We start from the raw sequence: 20,704 nt of genomic DNA, 5'->3' as shown, positions 1-20,704 counted from the left end.
AATGAAAAAATATATTAATATTCTATTTATTTGCTTACGACTATTCTTAGGAGGAATGATGATCTATGGAGGAATTCAAAAATTTTCAAAGCCATCTCCATCTCCCATAGAAGTTGTTAAAAAAGCAGAAAGATTCAGTGCTCCGGAAAAAGAAAACATCTTACAAAAGGTACTGTACATAAATGGCGCTAAACAGACCGGGTATTTCTGGGAATTACTAGGGATTTGTGAATTCTTGTTCGGGCTTTTACTGATTCTTCAGGGAACAGGGTTTATTGGAGCATTATTTTTGCTGCCAATAACATTACATATATTCTTATTTCATTTGTTTCTTGAATCCGATGAGGTAGGAGAACTAATGAATACAGGGTTATTATTTGCAATTAATATTACGTTGGTGTTAAAAGAAAAAGATAAATGGAAACATTTGCTTTGGATAAAACCAGTGTAATAAAAAAGCCTCTCAGTTGAGAGGCTTTTTTATTTTCTACCCATCGGAATAATTTCAAAATCTTCTGTTCTTTCGATACCATCAAAAAGATGTTTGAATTTTTTAGGTATTGAAGTCAATTTTCTTTCTTTAAGATCAAGCCATGCACCATACACATCTATGATAGCAGCAACCTTGCCAGCTTCATTAATAATCTCATGTCGAATTTTCCAACGTTCACCATGTTCAGATAGCCCCGATAATCGTGCATTTCCAATAATATTTTCACCCGTGTGAATCTCTTTTCGGAAAGAAGTATGTTCGGTAAACAAGATAGGGCCTACTCCTTCTTTAGCGAAATCCTCTACAGGACACCCTGCATGTGCAAAATATCGGATACGTACCTCGGCACCATAATCGTTATAGGCAGTATGCCGCATATGTCTATTTGGGTCGAAATCGGACCATTTTGTTGTAAATGCTACTTCGTAACTCATGCTCAATAAATTATAAAACGAAGTTACAAAGTAGTATTTATTTTTAGAACCTTGTGCCTAGTTTTTATATGCAAGTGCTCGGATCTTTATTTTTACGTCCTTTCCTATAAAGAAGGACCCATTGCGGAGTTTTTTATCAAGATTTATTCCATAATCAAACCGGTTGATTACAAAATCTGCTTTAATACCGATAGCTGTTTTTTGAGTTGGGTCCTTAAATGGACCAGAAATTACAATAGGAAATGTTACCGTATTCGTAATCCCTTTAATCGTGAAATTCCCGGTCATTATATATTTTCCATATTCATTTTTCGATACCGATGTTGATGTAAAACGAATTGTCGGATGATTTGCCTCATCAAGCCATATCTCTCCTTTTAAATGACCATCTCTCGTTTTGTTGTTGCTGTCTATACTCGCCACTTTTATCGTAGCGTCAAGTTGCAAAGTAGTATAATCGTTATCCTTCATTGAAACATCTGCGGAAAACTCATTAAACCGGCCTGATACTTCACCTACTAAAAAACGTTCTACATCAAAGCCGATATATGTATGCCCTTGATCCAGTGAGTAAGGTTCAGATGGAATAATGATAAAACTAAAATGAATGCATAGCAGCAAAAGTAAACTTGTAAATGTTGTTTTTTTCATGACCTATTGTATTTGATTAATAAGATCAATACTATGAACAAGTAGATTGTTTATCGACAACCTTTATAAAGATTGTCAATAAAAGGGACATATTAATAAAATATTAACGTAGAAGACCTTTTCTAAAATGTGATGGTGTGGTACCATTAAATTTTTTGAAGGCATTGATAAATGAAGTTTTATTATTGAACCCCGATTCAAAAGCAATTTGTAACAGATTTTTCTCCGAGCCACCAACCATGATTTCTTTTGCTTTTTCAACCCTATATCGATTAATGAAGTCAAAAAAGGAACATGTATAATGCTCATTGATCAACTGAGAAAGATGGTGTTGATTGATGTTGACTATTGAAGACAAATCCTTTATTCGAAGGTCATTTTTTAAATATGGATGTTGCTCTTGCATTATGTTTTCCAAAACTTGAATATATGTTTCCTTTTCATCCTCTTTTAAAGAAGAGGATTGGTATCGCTTTTGCATTTTAACTTCTAACCAAGTATGATTGTACAATTTGTAGCTGATTGCGTAAATAAATAAACCAATGGGCACAACATAGATGTAATCTAGAGACCTTGAATACGCATCAGAAATAAAAAGTATATATAAATAAGCTGAAGATAATATCAAGATACATATCAAGATGATATTAAAAATTCTCAACCACTTCAAATCATTAATGCTTGAATATTCTTTTTGTAGGTTTTTGGCATAGTTAGTTAACAACTTCAAGTTAAATAGCAGATACACCGCTAAGTGAATAAATTGAATATAAAAAATAGTTGAATACACATATTCAAACATACCTACCGTTTTTGGACGGTAGTCAAAAACAGCAAGCATACCATAATGTATTTGTCGATGACTAAGTGATTCACTGGATACCCATGGAATGATAAGAGCAAAGAATATAAATGGAAGTAAATGAATACTATCAATGTATTTAAAGCGCCACGTTGAATTTGTTGCGGATTTGAAAAAGAAATAGGCCAATGGTCCTAACAGTAACCAGGAACCATATCTGGTGCCGTAAAACAGATTCAAAGGAACCTTAAAGGTATTTCTAACAGATAAAAACTCCAATAAAAACCAAACAAGAGTGAGCGTAATTAAAATCAGATAAAGATCTTTCCTTTGGCGCTTTTTAATATATGAAAGAGATAATACGCTCAAATTGAAAACTCCTTGAAACAATAACACGATAATTAAAATAGACCAAATATCCATAAGCGTTCAATTTTAATCTTTTACATCTAAGGCATCACGCAATGCATTTCCAATGAGCATAAATGCCATTACTAAGCTCATAATGGCAACACCCGGGATAATGGCAAGGTATGGTTTTCCTAAGATGATATAATTGTAATGGTTTTTAATCATTGCTCCCCATGAAGGGGTAGGTGGTTGCGCTCCAATTCCCAAAAAGCTTAAGCCACTTTCAATAAGAATGGCCGACGCAAAGTTAGCTGCAGAAATAACAATAACAGGTGCCATAATATTAGGAATGATATGCCTGGAGATGATCCTGAAGTTTGAAAACCCTAATGCTTTTGCTGCTTCTACATATTGTAATTGCTTTGTACTCATAACTTGACCACGTACTACCCTAGCAACTTCAACCCACATGGTTAGTCCTACAGCAATAAAAACCTGCCAGTATCCTTTACCTAATGCTAACGTAATAGCAATAACTAAAAGCAGTGTGGGTATAGACCAGGTAATATTGATTAACCACATAATAAATGTGTCTACTTTTCCTCCAAAATACCCTGCCGCTGCTCCTATAGAAACTCCTATTAACAATGAAATAAATACGGCTATAAATCCAATAAAGAATGAAATACGTGTACCAATAATCAGTCTGCTTAGCACATCTCGTCCGTATTTATCAGTTCCAAAATAAAAAGTTCTTTGTGTAATATATTTTTCCGGATCATTAAAAACCTTGGCAAGGGGCAATACTTTGGTCAACCCATCAGTATAACCAACATAAGAAATAGAATTATTCGCAACCGTATAAGATTTGATTGGAATTTCTGTATCCGTATTTAACTTCCCGTTTTTAAGAATCGAGAACCAGGACTGAGATTTATGATCCTTGGAGGGAATGGTTAACATAAGCACCGAAAACCCTGGTTTCTTAGAATGAATTTCCAGATGCATCTGGTTTGCACTGTTGCTGTTGTCAGGAGCAAAGACATATCCAAATATGGCAACAAGCCCTAAAAAAATGACAAAAATAAAACTGACAAAACCGATTTTATTTCGCTTGAATTTTTGAAACGCTAATTGAGAAAGTGATTTAGATTGCTCGGACATCTTTACAAAAATATAAAACCTGATAGGTTACACAAACTTATCAGGTTTTAATAGGAATTATTATATCTTGTTTTTAATTCTTTACAATCTCATTTCCAGTTCTTAGCTTCAAAGAACTTAAGACATTTAAAGCTTCATTTACGTACATATCCTTAGCTAGATTTTCATGCCATTTTGTTCTTTTAAGCTTCAATTCTTTATCCTTGTCTAATGCCGCTAGTTCATATTTGGGTGAGTTAAAGGTCAATTTCGACTTAAAATCAAAAACCGAGTTGAATTTCTTCGCGAACGCTTCTTTGTCGGTAACGTCTTGAACATAATTTTTATAGTTTAAAGAATAGGTAGTATCATCTTGCTCTTTCTTTAACCATTTTGCATATTCATTTACAAGCTTAAAATCTGAACTATTGGCAATACGCTCTTTACTGTTGTTAATGACATCAGAAAAATTCTCATAAGAATTTGACTTAATGTATTTAGCCTGCGCCACTTTATCCCATGCTAGAGCTCCATCTAGATCTCTTTCTCCAAATTTCATATAACTATATCTGCTAGGCATAGCAATATCAGAATAAACTCCTTCAGCTTGCGTAGACCCTCCATTCACTCTGTAAAATTTCTGAATGGTCATCTTTAAAAAACCAATGTCTTTATTATAACTTGGGTAAAACTGATTCATTGGAATTACCTGTTGTACGGTTCCTTTTCCATATGTTTGATTTCCTCCAACAATTACCGCTCTATTATAATCTTGCATTGCTGCTGCTAAAATTTCAGAAGCCGATGCCGAAAGTTCATTAACTAGAATCACTAGCTTTCCATCCCATTGTGTTTTAGGATCTTTGTCATTTCGTATGATAGGAGATTCTCCTCTATACTTAACCTGCACTACAGGGCCCTCTTTGATAAATAAACCACTGATCTCGATAGCTGTTTTTAAAGAACCACCACCATTATTTCTAAGGTCGATTAAGAGACCATCCACACCTTCTTCTTTTAATCGTTTGATCTCTTTCTCCATATCTTTTGCAGAGTCTCTATTCGTAACATCTGAAAAATCTATGTAAAATTTTGGAAGATCTATAATTCCATATTTCTTACCATTCTTAATAACAACAGATGACTTTACGAAGGTCTCTTCTAGTTCTACTACGTCTCTGGTAATAGGAATGACTCTTGTAGAGCCGTCTAGTTTTTTCTTTACAGTTAATTGAACCTTAGTGCCTTTTGGACCTTTGATAAATTTAATAGCATCATCTAAACGCATACCAACAATGTCTAAAGGTTCTTTATCTCCCTGAGCAACTTTCAAAATAATATCTCCAGCTTCTAATTCACCTTGCTTCCAAGCCGGTCCACCTGAAACTAACTCGACTACATGTGTGTAAATACCTTTTTTTTGTAAACGCGCGCCAATACCCTCAAGTTTACCAGACATATCTTGATCGAAACGTTCTTTGATTCTTGGGTCCATATAGGACGTATGAGGGTCAAATCCAGCAACGACACTGTTTAAAAAAGTAGAGAACCAATCTTCATGTTCAAGTTCCTCAATTCTTAAATACAGTTCATTCATATTTTTCAATACTTCAGCTCTAGCTTCTTTTTCTAGTACTTTGAACGCTCTTTTTTCATAGTTTTTATCGTTCTTACTTTTTTCTGCTTCTAATTCTTCCTTTTCTTGAATTTTACCTATCGTTTGTAGCTTTAATTGTTTTCTCCAATAGTCGATCAGCTGATTTTCATTTTCCGCGAAAGGAACTTTATCAAAATCAACATCAATAATTTCTTTTTTCTTATAGTTAAAAGGAGCTTCGAGTAATTTTCCGTAATACTCCTTTGCTGATTTGATCTTTTCAGTAAAACGACTATACACCAAATTGTAGAAGGTTAGATTCTCATTTTTAATCTGATTATCTATCTGATACTTGTACTTGGAGAATTTTTGAATATCCTTTTGGGTAAAATACCTTTTTGATGGATCTAGTCCATCGATAAAATTTTTAAAAACTAATTCAGAAAAATCATCATTTAAATCTTTTTCCACAAAATGAAACCTCGTTAGCATATTCTTAAGTACATATACGATCACTTTATCTTTTTCAGGATCTTTATCTGTATTTGCATGAATGCTGGTTCCTATAAGTAGGAAGGCCAAAAATGGGATTATAAATTTCGTCTTCATAAATCTTCTGTCGTTTTAAAAGTTAATAATTACATTTATAAACCTTGCTAAGGTACTAAAATGATGCCAAATTTTTTTGATGGTTTTATACCTTAGATAGATATACAATGTTAACCAAAAAAGAATGAAATAAATCTTTACAAAATGTTAAAAAGAAGTTCGATTTATTTCACTTATTTTTGTTGTAAATAATTTACTACGATGAATGAAAAACCGCTAATTTTAGTTACGAATGATGATGGTATTACCGCACCAGGAATTCGATCTCTCATACGAATAATGAATAAAATAGGAGATGTAGTTGTCGTAGCTCCAGATAGTCCGCAAAGTGGTATGGGACATGCAATTACGGTTGATAATGTATTGCATTGTAACCCAATAACTGTAGATGATGGACCACAAATAGAATACAGCTGTTCGGGTACACCTGCCGATTGTGTGAAAATGGCTATCAACGAGATCTTGAATAGAAAACCAGACCTTTGTGTATCAGGAATTAATCATGGATCAAATTCGTCAATCAATGTAATTTATTCTGGAACGATGAGTGCGGCGGTTGAGGCAGGAATCGAAGGAATTCCTGCAATTGGTTTTTCTTTATTAGATTTTAAATGGCATGCAGATTTCAAGGCTTCTGAAGATTTTGTAAAGAAAATCACGTTAAGTGCACTTGAAAATGGAATTTCTGAAGGAACCGTCTTAAATGTTAATATTCCAAAACTTTCAAAAAAAGAGATCAAGGGAATCAAAGTTTGCCGACAAGCAAATGGGTATTGGAAAGAAGATTTTGATAAAAGAACAAGTCCGTTTGGAAAAGAATACTATTGGTTATCCGGGGAATTCGTTAATAAAGATGGAGGAGAAGACACGGATGTTTGGGCTTTAGAAAACGGATTTATCTCTGTTGTCCCTGTACAATTTGATCTTACTGCTCATCATATGATCCAAAAATTAAATTCATGGGGACTATAAAAAAAGATATTCTTATTGGAATCCTGGTATCCATCTTTTCTACCGCATGTGGAATCTTTCTGTACTTACAGTATTTTTCGAAGTATAGTTTTGATGCGACCGTTGAGATGATCAAAGAAGGAAATTTGTATGGTCAGGTGTTAGCGTTGGCTGCGCTCCCTAACATTTTTGTTTTCTTCATCTTCATAAAGAAAAGACAGGATTATAGAGCAAGAGGAGTTTTAATAGCTTCCATATTAACTGCATTAACTACATTTGTATTAAAGTTATTTTAAAAATTAAATAATGCCACCTCGAGCGGAATCGAGAGGTTATAAATTTAGGTCTCGACTCCGCTCGACCTGACAATTTTGATCATGAAATATTATATCATAGCGGGTGAAGCTTCTGGAGATCTTCATGGATCCAATTTGATGAAGGCCATCTTTGAGAAAGACAAGGAGGCAAATATTAGGTTTTGGGGAGGTGACTTGATGGAAGCTGCAGGGGGTACTTTAGTAAAGCATTATAAAGAACTTGCATTTATGGGCTTTATTGAAGTGTTAATGAATGTTTCTACTATTTTCAAAAACATTTCTTTTTGTAAAAAAGATATTGCTTCTTTTCATCCAGATGTCATCATTTTTATAGATTATTCGGGCTTTAATTTACGTATTGCTAAATGGGCGAAAACGGAGAATTATCGAACAAATTATTATATCTCACCACAGGTGTGGGCTTCTAGAGCAAGTAGAGTGCAAAGTATTAAAAGAGATATTGATGCTATGTATGTGATATTGCCTTTTGAAAAAGAGTTTTATAAAAAATACGACTATGATGTACATTTTGTTGGACATCCTTTAATTGATGCTATTGCGAATAGAAAGCAAGTGGATGAGGCCTCCTTCAGAAAAGAACATCAGCTATCGGATAAACCAATTATAGCTTTATTACCGGGAAGTCGAAAGCAGGAAATTACAAAGATGCTTTCAGTAATGCTTACCATGATCGATACGTTTACTGAGTATGAATTTGTGATTGGTGGAGCGCCAAGTCAACCTTTTGAATTCTACAAGAAGATCATAGGAGGAAGACGGGTGTCTTTTGTAAATAATAAAACCTATGACTTGCTGAGTATTTCTAATGCGGCGCTTGTAGCTTCTGGAACAGCAACTTTAGAAACCGCTTTGTTTAAAGTGCCACAGGTTGTTTGTTATAAAGGAAGTGCCATATCCTATCAAATTGCTAAAAGGATAATTACGTTAAAGTTTATTTCTTTGGTCAATTTAATTATGGATAAAGAAGTGGTAAAAGAATTGATCCAGAACGATTTTAATTCAAAAAATATTGAGAAAGAATTGTCTTTAATCTTAGATACTAAACATCAGGAAAAACTGTTCTTGGATTATTTTGAATTAGAAAAGAAGTTAGGCGGAACAGGGGCTTCGGAAAAAGCTGCTACTTTGATTGTAGAAAACGCTTAATATTTTATACTTTTTTGTAACTTTATTCTGTTATGAAAAAGTTATTGGAATACTTACCATTCCATTTTACTTTATCTCTTATTATTGGAATCACCTCCCAGTTCAATTTTAGAATATGGTCTTATGGGTTTTTAGCAATGGCATATGTAGCCTTTGCATTGTTCATTATATTAATTCTTTTAAGAAGATCAAAGCTCTATTTTTTCAGTGTTTGGTTGTTCTTTTTTTGTATCGGAGTTGCCGTTGTTTATGCCCAGGATGACAGAAATTATAGTACATACTACGGCCATCATAAGAAGGACAATGCTTCTGCAGTAATTGCCATACAAAAGGAGCTTAAAAGTAGTACATACAATTATAAGTATGAGGCTACTATTCTTCAGTTAGATACTACACCTGTGCGCGGGAACATATTATTAAACCTTGATAAAGATTCTATTGAGAAAAGATTAAAAGTTGGTGATATACTGTTTTTGAAACCTAAAATTGAAAAGGTATCATCTCCATTGAATCCACATCAATTCGATTATGGATCTTATTTGGAAAAACAAGGTATTTATCATCAAGTTTTTGTGAAGAATTCAGAATATGTCATTATGGAACAACGTCAAAATTCGTTACAAACCATGGCTTCTGAAATACGGAATTCAATTGAGATTTCGTTACGAAAGTCAATAGTTGACAAGGATGTATTAGGTGTTATGAATGCATTATTATTGGGACAAAGACGAGATATTTCTGTGGGTCTTATAGAAAGTTATACAAAGGCAGGAGCCATTCATATTTTAGCTGTTTCTGGTTTACATGTGGGAATATTATTGCTGATTTTCTCTTATGTGTTGGGTCCAATCGAAAGAATAAAAAATGGAAAATTCTATAAAACACTAATAGTTGTTGTACTTCTTTGGATGTTTGCTTTAATAGCTGGACTGTCCGCTTCTGTGGTGAGAGCGGTTACTATGTTCACATTTGTGGCATTTGGTATGATGACGAAAAGATCGGGAGGTGTTTTAAATGCTTTGCTGAGCTCTGCTTTTTTCCTATTACTAATAAAACCCTTGTTCCTATTTGATGTTGGTTTTCAGTTAAGCTATTTAGCTGTTTTTGGGATTGTTTGGATACAACCTATGATTTCTAACCTATGGAAACCTAAATATACTATAGTGAATAAACTCTGGCAATTGAGCACGGTATCCATAGCCGCTCAAGCAATGATCTTGCCATTGAGCTTATATTATTTCCATCAATTTCCAGGGCTCTTTATAATTTCTAACCTAGTTATTGTTCCTTTTCTGGGGATGATTTTACTAGGAGGAATTCTAATCATATTCCTTTCCTTAATAGGAGTGTTGCCTCACTTTTTAGTGGAAGTATATGAAGTTACTGTGGCTACAATGAACAGTTTTGTGAGTTGGATTGCCGCTCAAGAGCAGTTTCTTATAACAGAGATCTCTTTCTCCATGATGCTCATGATAGCAAGTTATTTTGTGATTTTAAGCGTTGGAAGCCTATGTTCAAAATGGCATCCAAAAAAAATGATGGTGGCATTAGGAACGATAATACTCTTTCAATCTGTTTTGATGTATAAAGAATATGAAAAAAACTCACCTAAGGCATTGATTGTTTTTCATAAGAGCAAAAGAACAATAATTGGTGAGCGACTGCAAGATTCTTTGTGTATATATAGCGATATGAACCTGTTAGATCTGCAAGGGGATCACGCAGTAAAATCGTATCTTCTAGGAGAGGATGTTTTTGTATACTTTGATGAAAGGTTACACAATTATTACCAGATAGGAAATGAAGAGTTACTAATTGTCGATAAAAAAGGGGTCTATGAGTTTAAAGGGTATGAAAATGCAATAATACTATTGAGACAATCTCCAAGGATAAATTTGGAAAGGCTAATTACCCGTTTAAATCCCAAGGTGATTATCGCAGATGGTTCTAACTATAAAAGTACGGTTGCTAAATGGGAAAAAACATGCATAGAAAAGAAAACTCCATTTTGGTACACTGGCCAAAATGGAGCTTATATTTTGAAAAAGTAACTTTTAGATGCTACTCTTGAAATTCTTTACAAAATCATCCCATTTTTGAGATTTGTATTTTTCCTGGGCAAAATAAGCGATTACTTTTTCCATAGTTTTCACATCTAAATATCCAGGAATCCGGTCTAGTAGTTTTTCATCTTTATCTAAAAAAACAGTAGTAGGGTAACTTAATTTTCCATTTAAAATGGTCGCAGGTAATTCGTGAAATTTAGAGCGTCCTTTTTTTCTATATTTAAATGTATAGTCTTTATAGGTGATGTCTTTTTTACCTTCACCATCCAACTTCACCGCATAAAAATGTTTATTTATATAATCTACAATTACCTTATTCTTATAGGTAATCTTATCCATCTTTTTACAATAGCCACACCAATCGGTATAGACATCTAATAAGATCATCTTTTTCTCTTTCTTATTGAGTTCAATAGCTTTTTCGAAGGAAATCCAGTTCACTTCTTGCCCATTTATGGAAGTGCTGAAAAAAGCAATAAGGAGTATAAGTATATAGTTCTTCATAGAGTTTAAGTCGATAATCGAGTCACAAATTTACAAAAAATAAAAGCACTCTTTTTGGAGTGCTTTTATTTTAACATGGAATTAAGTTCTTAACGAATTCCATGCATGAGTTTTTTTATTATCGGATTTAGGATTAAAAATATAACACCTACTCCAGCTGGAATAAGCGTAAATATTAGAAAGAAGTAAGACATAGAGAATTGTTCCACGATTACGTCTATATATTTCCCAACAAACGCTGCTAAAAAATTACCCAAGAAATTGACTAAATACCAAATACCGAACATCATGCCAATCTTCTTAGGAGGAACAAGTTTAGAAACGTAAGAAAGCCCAACAGGAGAAACACAAAGTTCCCCCATAGTATGAAGTAAATAGGCTAATACTAACCAAATCATACTTACCGAAGCGGTCTTTGCTCCTTGAGGAATGCCACTAGAACCATAGGCTAATGCTGCAAAACCTATTCCTAATAGTACCATTCCAATACCAAATTTTACTGCCGCGGAAGGGTTGTATTTACTTTCCCACCACTTAGAAAAAAGCGGCGCAAGGAATATGATAAAAAGAGAGTTTAAGATTAGAAACCAAGATGCTTCAACTTCGGCATTTTCCTTTGGCATAATGACACTTAATTTCCATATTACTAATCCCCATACAGCTAGAAAGCTAGTACCTAAAACAATATTTGATAAGGATATTTTCCTAAAAGTTTGTCTAAATAGTTTGAATAAAACCCATGTTATTATTAGTAATGGAACCGTAGAAACTAAAACGTCGACAATCTTAAAAATGAAAGCTGAATCCCCTTCCAGAGTTCGTTGTGTATAATCATTTGCAAAGACGGTCATTGAACCACTGGCCTGTTCAAAAGAAGCCCAAAAGAATACAGTAAAAAATGCCAATATTGCAACCACGATATAACGATCTCGTTGCACATTTGCAGGTACTTTTTCGTTATTAACTTCTACTTTGTCAATAGCATCTGTAAGATTTACTTCTTTAGAAGGTTGTTTCCCTACATTCTCAAAAATATTTCTACCAAACCAGAATTGCAGCATTCCTAAAAACATAAATAAACCAGCCAATCCGAATCCCCATGAATAACTTAAGTTACTTGCTAAAAACCCACATAATAAAACACCTAAAAACCCTCCAGCATTAACACCCATATAGAATATGGTAAAAGCCCCATCTTTACGCTCAGGATATTTGTCGTATAATCCACTTACAATAGAGGTTACATTAGGTTTGAATAAACCATTTCCAATGATTAATAATCCAACTCCTATATAAAACATAAATTCTGTTTCAAAAGCCAATGAGGCATGACCCAAAGTCATAGCAAGAGCTCCAAGCGCTACTGCCTTTTGATATCCCGCAAATTTATCTGCAATCCACCCACCAATAAGGGGTGTTAGATATACCGAACTGGTATATATTCCTAACAAGGCAATAGCTCTTTCCCTAGTCCATTCCCAGCCTCCATCAATTAATGGCGCTGTAAGAAATAGGACAAAAATGGCACGCATTCCATAGTAAGAAAAGCGTTCCCACATTTCAGTAAAAAATAAAACAAATAAGGCTGGTTTATGATTTAGTAAGCTAAATTCATTGGTTTTTGCGGTACTCATGAAAAATATATTTTGATTTTTATATAAGAAAAAACCTCATACATTTTAATAGTATGAGGTTTATAATATTTTTTTGGTTTATTCGTCAGCTAATTCAAATCCTTCAGCCTCTTTGGTACTGAAATCAACTTCATTATCTTCTGCACCATGAGTTAACGCCTTTAATTTTTTAAAGAATAGGAATACTAAAAATGCAAACACTATACAGAAAATTGCTATTCCAGTGAAAACTTTAAACTCACCAAAAATGGAAGAAGACTCACCAAGCAACCCAGCAGCTTTATTTCCTAATCCTGTAGTAGCGAAATAAATACCCATCATTATAGATGCGTATTTTGCAGGAGCTAGTTTGGTTACAAAAGAAAGCGAAACAGGTGATAAACATAACTCACCAACAGTGTGGAATAAATATGCCAAAACAAGCCAAATCATCATAGAGCTTCCCGTGTCATCATATTCAGCAGCAGCAGCAGACATAAATAAGAACCCAAGACCTGTTATCCCTAAACCTATAATCATTTTATATAATGAAGAAGCTTCTGTTCCCTTTAATTTTCGTCTAGCCCAGAACGCTGCTATGGCGACACCCAAGGTTATAATAAAAAAGGAATTCAAAGATTGAAACCAAGTAGCAGGTACTTCCCAGCCCATTAGCATCCTATTTGTTTTCTCCTTAGCATAAATGTTCATTAAACCGCCTGCTTGTTCAAAAGCAGCGAAAAAAGCAATGATCAATAAGAAAGAAATTAGCAAAACGATAACTCTGTCTTTTTCAACTTTAGTAAGTGGTCTTTTATATGCTTCTTGATCTTCTTTTTTATCAGATTTTCCTAAATAATTCCCGACATGAACCAAGTATCTTTGTCCTGCTAGAAATTGAATTAAACCTAACACCATTAAGATTCCGGCCAAACCGAATCCATAGTGCCAACCATGAACCTCTCCTACATATCCAACTACCAGACCAGATAAAAATGCTCCGATGTTAATACCAATATAAAAAATGGTAAAACCTTTATCTCTTCGCACATCACCTTTCTTATATAGGCCTCCAACCATAGTGGAAATATTTGGTTTTAAACAACCTACACCTAGGATTATAAAGACAAGTCCTGTATAAAATGCCCACATAGCTTCTATAGCAAGAACGCTGTGTCCAATTACCAAGAGTATGGCTCCAAGAATTACTGATTTCTTTTGACCTAAAAATTTATCGGCGAGAATACCACCGGGAATAGACATAATATATACTAATGCAGTATACCAACCATAAAGTGCTAATGCATCTCCTTGGGTCCAACCAACACCTGGATTTAAATCTGTTGTTTTTGAGGTTAGGTACAGTACAAGAAGTGCTCTCATTCCGTAATATGAGAAACGTTCCCACATCTCGGTAAAAAATAAAACATACAATCCTACTGGATGCCCAAATAATTCTTTTTCATGTGGTTGTTTAATAGTTGAATCTGCCATAAATATTATCCTTTAATTTTAATATCGTTGTCTTTTTTACTGTTCATATTCTCTTCTATAAAAGAAGTCATTTTTTTATATAAATGCAACCTGGTATTCTTTCCTCTGAAGATACCATGGGTTCTGTCTGGATAAATTGCTTGGTCAAAAGGTTTGTTGGCCTCAATTAAAGCGTTCACCATTCTCATGGTGTTTTGAACATGCACATTATCATCACCAGATCCATGAACAATTAGGTAATTCCCTTTTAGCTTATCAGCATAATTAATAGGGGAATTATCATCATATCCGCTCGCATTTTCTTGCGGTGTTTGCATATATCGTTCCGTATATACTGTATCGTAAAATCTCCAGGAAGTTACAGGTGCTACTGCAATAGCCGTAGAGAAAATGTCACTTCCTTTTAGAATACAATTGGTACTCATAAATCCGCCATAACTCCATCCCCAAATACCAATATTATTTTTGTCAATATAACTGCGTTCTGCCAATTTTTTAGCTGCAGCAATTTGATCTTCAACTTCGAATTTTCCTAGCTCTTTTTGAGTTACTTTTTTGAAATCCCTTCCTTTTAAACCCGTTCCTCGCCCATCAATACACACAACAATGATGCCTTTTTGGGCCAGCATATTATGCCAGTAGTCATTAGAGCCATTCCAACGGTTTGCTACTTGCTGAGATCCTGGACCAGAATATTGGAACATTAACAAAGGATATTCTTTATTTTCATCAAAGTCTGCTGGTTTGATCATCCACATATTCAAATCATTTCCATTGATTCTGATGGTAGAGAATTCTTTAGGACTCATTTTATAGTCCGCCAGCTTTGTTTTCAGATCACCATTATCTTTTACGACTTCCTTCATTTCACCTTCAGCAGTATATAGACTGTATATAGGTGGAATTTCTGTCGTGGAATGTGTATTGATAAAGTAATTTAAATTCTTGCTAAATGAAGCCCTGTTATTACCATCTTCATTACTCAATAATTTCTTATTCTTTCCATCTAACCCAATGCTATATACCCCTCTATTGATAGAGCCGTTTTCTACGGATTGATAATAAACAGTCTTTTTAGTTGGGTTATATCCATAATAATTGGTCACTTCCCAAGGTCCTTTTGTGATTTGGTTGATCAATTTTCCATTAAAACCATAATGGTAAATATGATTGAAACCATCTTTTTCACTCGTCCATATAAAACTGTTATCGGGTAAGAATGTTAAATCATCTTTTACATCTACATAGGCAGCATCTTTTTCATTTAGTAACAAAGAAGTTGATACATTAGAAGCATTTACCTTGTATAACTTTAGATCATTTTGATGACGATTTAATGTTGTAGCGACTAACACATTGTTAGTATTAGACCATTGAATTCTTGGAATATATTCATAAGCACCTAACGAAACTTTTCTAGTAGCATTGCCATTCACATTATACATGTGTAGACTCACTTTAGCATTTTTCTCTCCAGCTTTAGGATATTTAAATACTTGTTGAGAAGGATATAATTCTTTTCCTACGATATCCATAGAGAACTGAGGTACGTTCGTTTCATCAAAACGTAAAAAAGCAATGAACTTGCTGTCATTGCTCCACTCATATGCTCTTACAAATGCAAACTCCTCTTCGTATACCCAATCAGTAGTTCCATTAATAATACTATTTGTTTTTCCGTCTTTCGTAACCTGAAGTACACTGTTGTTCTGAAGGTTCTTAATGTATAGGTTATTATCTTTGGCATAGGCTACTTTTTTGTTATCAGGTGAAAAAGTAGGCTCTTGAATTCCTTTTCCTATCAACGATAATTTTTTGGAAGCTATATCATATGCGTAATAGGTTCCTTTAAAAGATCTTCTGTATACCTGTTTAAAGTTAGTTCCTAAAATTAGCTTCGTTTCATCATTGTTAAAGCTATAAGAGCTAAAACTCTTTAATCTTTTTAAGTTTTTGCTATCAACAATGGTAACTACTTTTTCTAAGGTTTCATAGCTGTATTTATCTACCGAACTCGTTCCTGCGTCTCTATCTCTGTTCAACAAAGAATAAAAATCCCCATTCATAGAATTTAAAGCGTTCATTCTATTGGTTCTAAAGGCTCCATTCCATATTTCCTCTACTGTAATTTCTTTAGTACCTGTTTGTATTTTTGCTGTTGGAGTTTTTGTATTGTCGCAGCTAATAAAAAGAGAGATTGCTGCTAAAATGAATATTTTCTTCATTCTAATTTCAAGATTTAATAATAGAATGCCAAGTTTACGGAAAAATCAGCAAAAAACCGTTTAAATTATTATAAATCTTGAATTAGAACCCTTGTTTTATACGATTCAATTATCTTTGTTCTCGATTGAAAATAAGATACTAAATGTCTAAACGAATTTCAGGTTTTTCTAAACTTCGAAAAGAGGAAAAGATCCACTGGCTAGCCAAAACCTACTTCAAGGATCAAGAAGAAACGGTAAAAGTTATTAAGAAATATTGGAATGAAGATGAAAAACTGCAACAACTTCATGATGACTTTATAGAGAATACGGTTTCTAATTTTTACTTGCCATTTGGGGTTGCTCCGAATTTTATAATTAATGGTCAAGAGTATGCCATACCTATGGTAATTGAAGAAAGTTCTGTGGTAGCAGCTGCTTCTTTAGTAGCTAAATTCTGGAGTGAGCGAGGTGGTTTTAAAGCTAATGTGATCTCCACCACGAAGATTGGACAAGTGCATTTTATGTACGCTGGAGATAAAGACCTTTTGAATAGTTATTTTCGAGAGGTCAAGGAAGGTTTGATAGAAGCAACTTCCGACATTACCAAGAACATGAGAAAGAGGGGTGGCGGAATTTTAGATATTGAACTAAAAGATAAAACAGAAAAACTAGACCACTACTATCAATTATATGTGTCCTTTGAAACAAAGGATTCTATGGGCGCAAATTTCATTAATTCCTGTCTCGAGGCAATTGCAAAAAGATTTAGAAAAGAAGGCATAGAAATTATTATGAGCATCTTGTCTAACTATGTTCCGGAATGTTTGGTGAGATCAGAGGTGAGTTGTAAAGTGGAAGATTTGGGAGGAGAGAATCCTCAAAAATTCGCGGAGAAATTCTGCCAGGCGGTTCGAATTGCAGAGGTAGAGCCTTATAGAGCGGTTACACATAATAAAGGAATTATGAATGGAATCGATGCGGTAGTTCTAGCAACCGGAAACGATTTTAGAGCGGTAGAAGCTGGCGTGCACGCATATGCATCTAAATCTGGAGAGTATAAAAGTTTGACACATTGTTCTGTTAAAGATGGAATTTTTAAATTTTGGATAGAAATTCCACTAGCATTAGGAACCGTAGGAGGGCTAACTTCTTTGCATCCTATGGCCAAGCTTTCACTGGATATGTTACAACAACCTTCTGCAAGAGAGTTAATGATGATTATGGCGACAGCTGGATTAGCGCAAAACTTTGCAGCCTTAAGAGCATTAACGACAAAAGGAATTCAGCATGGACATATGAAAATGCACTTGATGAATATTTTAAATCAACTCGGAGCTACTGAGTCTGATAAAAAGGAGATTGCCGAGTATTTTGATGGGAAAACCGTTTCGCATGCTGCAGTCGTTGAAAAGTACAAGGAGTTGAAAAATGAATAAGTTTTATTCCAACAAGAATGTCATCTCGAGCGCAGTCGAGAGGGTATTAATAAGGTCTCGGCTGCGCTCGACCTGACAAAACAGAAGAATTGAGTACGTATTATTCCAATGGAAAATTATTGCTTACAGGAGAGTATCTTGTGCTTGATGGAGCTACTGCTCTAGCCATTCCAACAAAATTTGGGCAAGACTTAACGGTTGATACGATTGAAGAACCTCAATTAGTTTGGGAAAGTTATTCTCATGATGGAACCTGTTGGTTTGAAGCGGTTTTTGACCTGCCAAAACTACGATTAGTAAATGCAACCTTTAATTCTAAAAAGGACGGCAGTACCGAATTTATAGCAGAAACATTACAAGATATTTTACAAGAAGGTCGAGTGTTAAATCCTGAATTTTTGAATTCAGAGCAGGGCTTTTTGGTAAAAACAAACTTGACGTTTCCTCGCGATTGGGGGTTAGGAAGCTCTTCCACTCTTATTAATAATATTGCTCAGTGGGCAAAGGTAGATGGGTATCAACTGTTGTGGAATGCATTTTCTGGAAGCGGGTATGATATTGCTTGCGCACAGAATAATTCGGCTATTTTATATCGACTAGACCAAAAAAAACCTGTAGTGTCAGAAATCAAATTCGATCCTTCATTTAAAGAGCAACTATTCTTTGTGCATTTAAATCAGAAACAAGATAGTCGGGAAGGTATTGCCCAGTATAAAGAGTATAGCGAAGTGTTAGAAGTTGCAATTGAAAGAATTTCGAAACTTACTGATCAATTTATAAAAGCCTCAAATATTAAAGAGTTTGAAGAATTGATGGAGGAGCATGAACAACTTATTTCTGAGATTATTAAACAACAACCAATTAAAGAAAGATTGTTTACGGATTATTTTGGGGCAATCAAAAGCCTTGGAGCTTGGGGAGGTGATTTTATTTTAGCTACAGGCAACGAAAGCACACCAGCGTATTTTAAAGAAAAAGGATATCAGACTGTGCTTAGATATAAAGATATGATCTTATGAAAGTTATCATTGTAGGGGGTGGAGCAGCTGGGTTTTTTACTGCCATCAATGCAAAAGAAATGAACCCTGATCTAGATATTATGATTCTTGAAAAAGGAAAAAAAGTGTTGCAAAAAGTAAAAATATCTGGTGGAGGTCGTTGTAATGTAACACATGCTTGTTTTGAACCCAAAGAGTTGGTAAAGTTTTACCCTAGAGGAGAAAAAGAACTGCTAGGACCTTTTCATCAATTTATGACCGGAGATACCTTTGAATGGTTCGAACAACGAGAAATTCCACTAAAGATAGAAGGAGATAATCGGGTATTTCCCGAATCCAATTCCTCTCAAACGATCATTGATTGTTTTTTGCATACTGCCGATGGTCTTGGTATAGAAGTTATTAAAAACTGTGGAGTGAATGCTATTGAAAAGCAAGGAGACCGGTGGAAGGTTTTTACCAAATCCAAGGAATTTATTGCGGATAAATTAGTAATAGCCGCTGGAAGCAGTAAAAAAGTATGGGATTTGGCTGAAACTTTAGATCATAACATCGTTCCTCCCGTACCTTCCTTATTCACATTTAATATTAAAGATAATAGAATAAGAGACTTATTAGGGATCTCAGTTCCGAATGCCAGTGTGAAACTATTGGATACAAAACTAGAGGCTTTTGGTCCATTACTGATCACCCATTGGGGATTAAGCGGACCTGCAGTGCTAAAGCTCTCTGCATTTGGCGCTAGAATTTTGGCTGAAAAACAGTACAATTATAAGGTAGAGGTTAATTGGCTTTCTAGACCTACGGATAAGATTCAGAATGTATTGTTGAATCTAAAGAAGAAACAACCCAGGAAACAAGTCATTTTGCGTTCTCCTTTTGAAGAAATTCCAAAACGATTGTGGGAGCGATTTGTCTTGGCTTCTCAAATTAACAATGCTCAAAATTGGGCAGATTTAAGTCATACTCAGATAGAGAGGTTAGCAATTCAGATTACGAAGTGTGTATTTCAGGCTAATGGCAAAAGTACATTTAAAGAGGAGTTTGTTACCGCGGGCGGAATTGATCTAAAAGAGATCAACTTCAAACGTTTTGAAAGCAGAAAACATCAAAACCTGTTTTTTGTAGGCGAAGTTCTAAACATTGATGCCGTTACTGGAGGATTTAACTTTCAAAATGCCTGGACAGGAGGTTGGATATGTGCTAAGGCTTTAAAAGATTAGATGTTTAATTTGTGCTGTACTGCAAGATTATATCATAATAGAACATCATGGCAATCGCCATCTGAACACTTTGTGTGTTGTAATCTTTTTCTGTCAATTCAGTTTGTAAGGAAGCTACCAGAATATATGGGCTCAAATCTAAACTTTCTTCCTTTTTAAAAAATTCAAAAGATTCGCGCACCTTTTTATTTGGGATGTTCTTAATTAAATAGTCGAAATAAGAACCTTTGTAGTTAATTCTATAAATTGTTTTTTTACCCTTTAACTTGTTTGACCAGATTTTTTCAAACGTTGATGATTGTCTAAAGCTAGCAAACAAATCGATAGATGTTTCCTCTTTTATGATTTGAGGATTCACCTTTCGTAAAAGCAAATCTGATAGGTATTTTTGATATACTTTTTCTGTACTTGTTTCTGGATAGTATTTTTTTAGAACTGAACCGAAATGGTCAATTAATTGTTTTGTTTTTTTAAAATCGGCCTCACTGAAACTATCATTAGTCGTTTGACTATTTAGATTTGCCGAAACAAGCAGTAGTATACAATAGAATAGATTTTTCACCAGAAGGAATTTAACAATTATTGAGGTAGTGAAATGTATGCAATTTTATCCAAATAGATTCTTGTGAATAGAAGAATTTTTTTCGT

At 34.4% G+C, this 20,704-nt stretch carries 18 protein-coding genes; 8 read left to right on the top strand and 10 right to left on the bottom strand.

Going from position 1 to position 20,704, the window contains the following annotated elements:
• Position 1: 1 nt before the first annotated feature.
• The gene (locus RQM59_RS07960; protein WP_349241570.1) at positions 2-451 is read left to right on the top strand and encodes a DoxX family membrane protein; all 450 of its coding nucleotides are present in this window, start codon (positions 2-4) and stop codon (positions 449-451) included.
• A gap of 29 nt (positions 452-480) precedes the next feature.
• Here RQM59_RS07960 and RQM59_RS07955 read toward each other — a convergent pair whose 3' ends face one another.
• The 5 genes from RQM59_RS07955 to RQM59_RS07935 all read right to left on the bottom strand — a co-directional run bounded on the left by RQM59_RS07955 (position 481) and on the right by RQM59_RS07935 (position 6,080).
• On the bottom strand, positions 481-927 hold the full coding sequence (locus RQM59_RS07955) for an acyl-CoA thioesterase (protein ID WP_349241569.1): 447 nt from the start codon (positions 925-927) through the stop codon (positions 481-483).
• A gap of 57 nt (positions 928-984) precedes the next feature.
• Positions 985-1,578 carry a YceI family protein gene (locus RQM59_RS07950; RefSeq protein ID WP_349241568.1) on the bottom strand — a complete coding sequence of 198 codons (594 nt, stop codon included), beginning with the start codon at positions 1,576-1,578 and terminating at the stop codon, positions 985-987.
• A 103-nt stretch (positions 1,579-1,681) separates the two neighbouring features.
• Positions 1,682-2,803 (bottom strand): AraC family transcriptional regulator, encoded by a 1,122-nt coding sequence (locus RQM59_RS07945; protein ID WP_349241567.1) that lies wholly within the window; start codon positions 2,801-2,803, stop codon positions 1,682-1,684.
• Positions 2,804-2,815: 12 nt separating this feature from the next.
• Entirely contained in the window at positions 2,816-3,895 is a 1,080-nt protein-coding gene (locus RQM59_RS07940; protein ID WP_349241566.1) for an ABC transporter permease, read from the bottom strand.
• Positions 3,896-3,968: 73 nt separating this feature from the next.
• Positions 3,969-6,080: a carboxy terminal-processing peptidase gene (locus tag RQM59_RS07935; protein ID WP_349241565.1), complete on the bottom strand. Its 2,112-nt coding sequence runs from the start codon at positions 6,078-6,080 to the stop codon at positions 3,969-3,971.
• A 201-nt stretch (positions 6,081-6,281) separates the two neighbouring features.
• Here RQM59_RS07935 and surE point away from each other — a divergent pair, with 201 nt between their 5' ends.
• The 4 genes from surE (at position 6,282) to RQM59_RS07915 (ending at position 10,566) form a co-directional block, all read left to right on the top strand.
• Positions 6,282-7,052 carry a 5'/3'-nucleotidase SurE gene (gene surE / locus RQM59_RS07930; RefSeq protein WP_349241564.1) on the top strand — a complete coding sequence of 257 codons (771 nt, stop codon included), beginning with the start codon at positions 6,282-6,284 and terminating at the stop codon, positions 7,050-7,052.
• Positions 7,040-7,327, top strand: coding sequence for a hypothetical protein (locus tag RQM59_RS07925; protein ID WP_349241563.1), 288 nt, complete (start codon positions 7,040-7,042; stop codon positions 7,325-7,327). The genes surE and RQM59_RS07925 overlap by 13 nt, the downstream gene beginning before the upstream one ends.
• A gap of 81 nt (positions 7,328-7,408) precedes the next feature.
• A complete protein-coding gene (gene lpxB, locus RQM59_RS07920) occupies positions 7,409-8,515 on the top strand; it encodes a lipid-A-disaccharide synthase (RefSeq protein WP_349241562.1) in 1,107 nt (368 codons plus the stop codon).
• Between the two features lie 32 nt (positions 8,516-8,547).
• Positions 8,548-10,566: a ComEC/Rec2 family competence protein gene (locus RQM59_RS07915; RefSeq protein ID WP_349241561.1), complete on the top strand. Its 2,019-nt coding sequence runs from the start codon at positions 8,548-8,550 to the stop codon at positions 10,564-10,566.
• A 3-nt stretch (positions 10,567-10,569) separates the two neighbouring features.
• Here the strand turns inward: RQM59_RS07915 and RQM59_RS07910 are convergent, their stop codons facing one another.
• From RQM59_RS07910 to RQM59_RS07895, 4 genes are all read right to left on the bottom strand, one after another.
• On the bottom strand, positions 10,570-11,085 hold the full coding sequence (locus RQM59_RS07910; RefSeq protein WP_349241560.1) for a thioredoxin family protein: 516 nt from the start codon (positions 11,083-11,085) through the stop codon (positions 10,570-10,572).
• A gap of 89 nt (positions 11,086-11,174) precedes the next feature.
• Positions 11,175-12,719, bottom strand: a complete 1,545-nt coding sequence (locus RQM59_RS07905) for a peptide MFS transporter (RefSeq protein ID WP_349241559.1) — start codon at positions 12,717-12,719, stop codon at positions 11,175-11,177.
• 78 nt (positions 12,720-12,797) lie between these two features.
• Positions 12,798-14,192: a peptide MFS transporter gene (locus RQM59_RS07900; RefSeq protein WP_349241558.1), complete on the bottom strand. Its 1,395-nt coding sequence runs from the start codon at positions 14,190-14,192 to the stop codon at positions 12,798-12,800.
• 5 nt (positions 14,193-14,197) lie between these two features.
• Positions 14,198-16,417, bottom strand: a complete 2,220-nt coding sequence (locus tag RQM59_RS07895; RefSeq protein WP_349241557.1) for a S9 family peptidase — start codon at positions 16,415-16,417, stop codon at positions 14,198-14,200.
• A gap of 143 nt (positions 16,418-16,560) precedes the next feature.
• On the opposite strand from RQM59_RS07895, the gene RQM59_RS07890 reads away from it, so the two are divergent.
• The 3 genes from RQM59_RS07890 to RQM59_RS07880 all read left to right on the top strand — a co-directional run bounded on the left by RQM59_RS07890 (position 16,561) and on the right by RQM59_RS07880 (position 20,056).
• The gene (locus RQM59_RS07890) at positions 16,561-17,835 is read left to right on the top strand and encodes a hydroxymethylglutaryl-CoA reductase, degradative (RefSeq protein WP_349241556.1); all 1,275 of its coding nucleotides are present in this window, start codon (positions 16,561-16,563) and stop codon (positions 17,833-17,835) included.
• Positions 17,836-17,924: 89 nt separating this feature from the next.
• Positions 17,925-18,854, top strand: coding sequence for a GYDIA family GHMP kinase (locus RQM59_RS07885; protein ID WP_349241555.1), 930 nt, complete (start codon positions 17,925-17,927; stop codon positions 18,852-18,854).
• Positions 18,851-20,056 carry a BaiN/RdsA family NAD(P)/FAD-dependent oxidoreductase gene (locus tag RQM59_RS07880; protein WP_349241554.1) on the top strand — a complete coding sequence of 402 codons (1,206 nt, stop codon included), beginning with the start codon at positions 18,851-18,853 and terminating at the stop codon, positions 20,054-20,056. The genes RQM59_RS07885 and RQM59_RS07880 overlap by 4 nt, the downstream gene beginning before the upstream one ends.
• A gap of 4 nt (positions 20,057-20,060) precedes the next feature.
• On the opposite strand, the gene RQM59_RS07875 is transcribed toward RQM59_RS07880, so the two are convergent.
• Positions 20,061-20,618 carry a hypothetical protein gene (locus RQM59_RS07875; protein ID WP_349241553.1) on the bottom strand — a complete coding sequence of 186 codons (558 nt, stop codon included), beginning with the start codon at positions 20,616-20,618 and terminating at the stop codon, positions 20,061-20,063.
• Positions 20,619-20,704: the final 86 nt, after the last annotated feature.

Source organism: Asprobacillus argus (assembly GCF_032248395.1).
Taxonomy (GTDB): domain Bacteria; phylum Bacteroidota; class Bacteroidia; order Flavobacteriales; family Flavobacteriaceae; genus Polaribacter; species Polaribacter argus.
Note: the sequence above shows the minus strand (reverse complement) of the source record. Positions and strands in the feature narration are given on the sequence as shown.

Bases quoted from the DNA above. Each gene is read 5' to 3' on its own strand.
- surE (WP_349241564.1), top strand. From the start codon at position 6,282: ATGAATGAAAAACCGCTAATTTTAGTTACGAATGATGATGGTATTACC.
- RQM59_RS07955 (WP_349241569.1), bottom strand. From the start codon at position 927: ATGAGTTACGAAGTAGCATTTACAACAAAATGGTCCGATTTCGACCCA.
- RQM59_RS07905 (WP_349241559.1), bottom strand. From the start codon at position 12,719: ATGAGTACCGCAAAAACCAATGAATTTAGCTTACTAAATCATAAACCA.
- RQM59_RS07900 (WP_349241558.1), bottom strand. From the start codon at position 14,192: ATGGCAGATTCAACTATTAAACAACCACATGAAAAAGAATTATTTGGG.
- RQM59_RS07915 (WP_349241561.1), top strand. From the start codon at position 8,548: ATGAAAAAGTTATTGGAATACTTACCATTCCATTTTACTTTATCTCTT.
- lpxB (WP_349241562.1), top strand. From the start codon at position 7,409: ATGAAATATTATATCATAGCGGGTGAAGCTTCTGGAGATCTTCATGGA.
- RQM59_RS07880 (WP_349241554.1), top strand. From the start codon at position 18,851: ATGAAAGTTATCATTGTAGGGGGTGGAGCAGCTGGGTTTTTTACTGCC.
- RQM59_RS07910 (WP_349241560.1), bottom strand. From the start codon at position 11,085: ATGAAGAACTATATACTTATACTCCTTATTGCTTTTTTCAGCACTTCC.
- RQM59_RS07960 (WP_349241570.1), top strand. From the start codon at position 2: ATGAAAAAATATATTAATATTCTATTTATTTGCTTACGACTATTCTTA.
- RQM59_RS07925 (WP_349241563.1), top strand. From the start codon at position 7,040: ATGGGGACTATAAAAAAAGATATTCTTATTGGAATCCTGGTATCCATC.
- RQM59_RS07935 (WP_349241565.1), bottom strand. From the start codon at position 6,080: ATGAAGACGAAATTTATAATCCCATTTTTGGCCTTCCTACTTATAGGA.
- RQM59_RS07895 (WP_349241557.1), bottom strand. From the start codon at position 16,417: ATGAAGAAAATATTCATTTTAGCAGCAATCTCTCTTTTTATTAGCTGC.
- RQM59_RS07890 (WP_349241556.1), top strand. From the start codon at position 16,561: ATGTCTAAACGAATTTCAGGTTTTTCTAAACTTCGAAAAGAGGAAAAG.
- RQM59_RS07945 (WP_349241567.1), bottom strand. From the start codon at position 2,803: ATGGATATTTGGTCTATTTTAATTATCGTGTTATTGTTTCAAGGAGTT.
- RQM59_RS07940 (WP_349241566.1), bottom strand. From the start codon at position 3,895: ATGTCCGAGCAATCTAAATCACTTTCTCAATTAGCGTTTCAAAAATTC.
- RQM59_RS07950 (WP_349241568.1), bottom strand. From the start codon at position 1,578: ATGAAAAAAACAACATTTACAAGTTTACTTTTGCTGCTATGCATTCAT.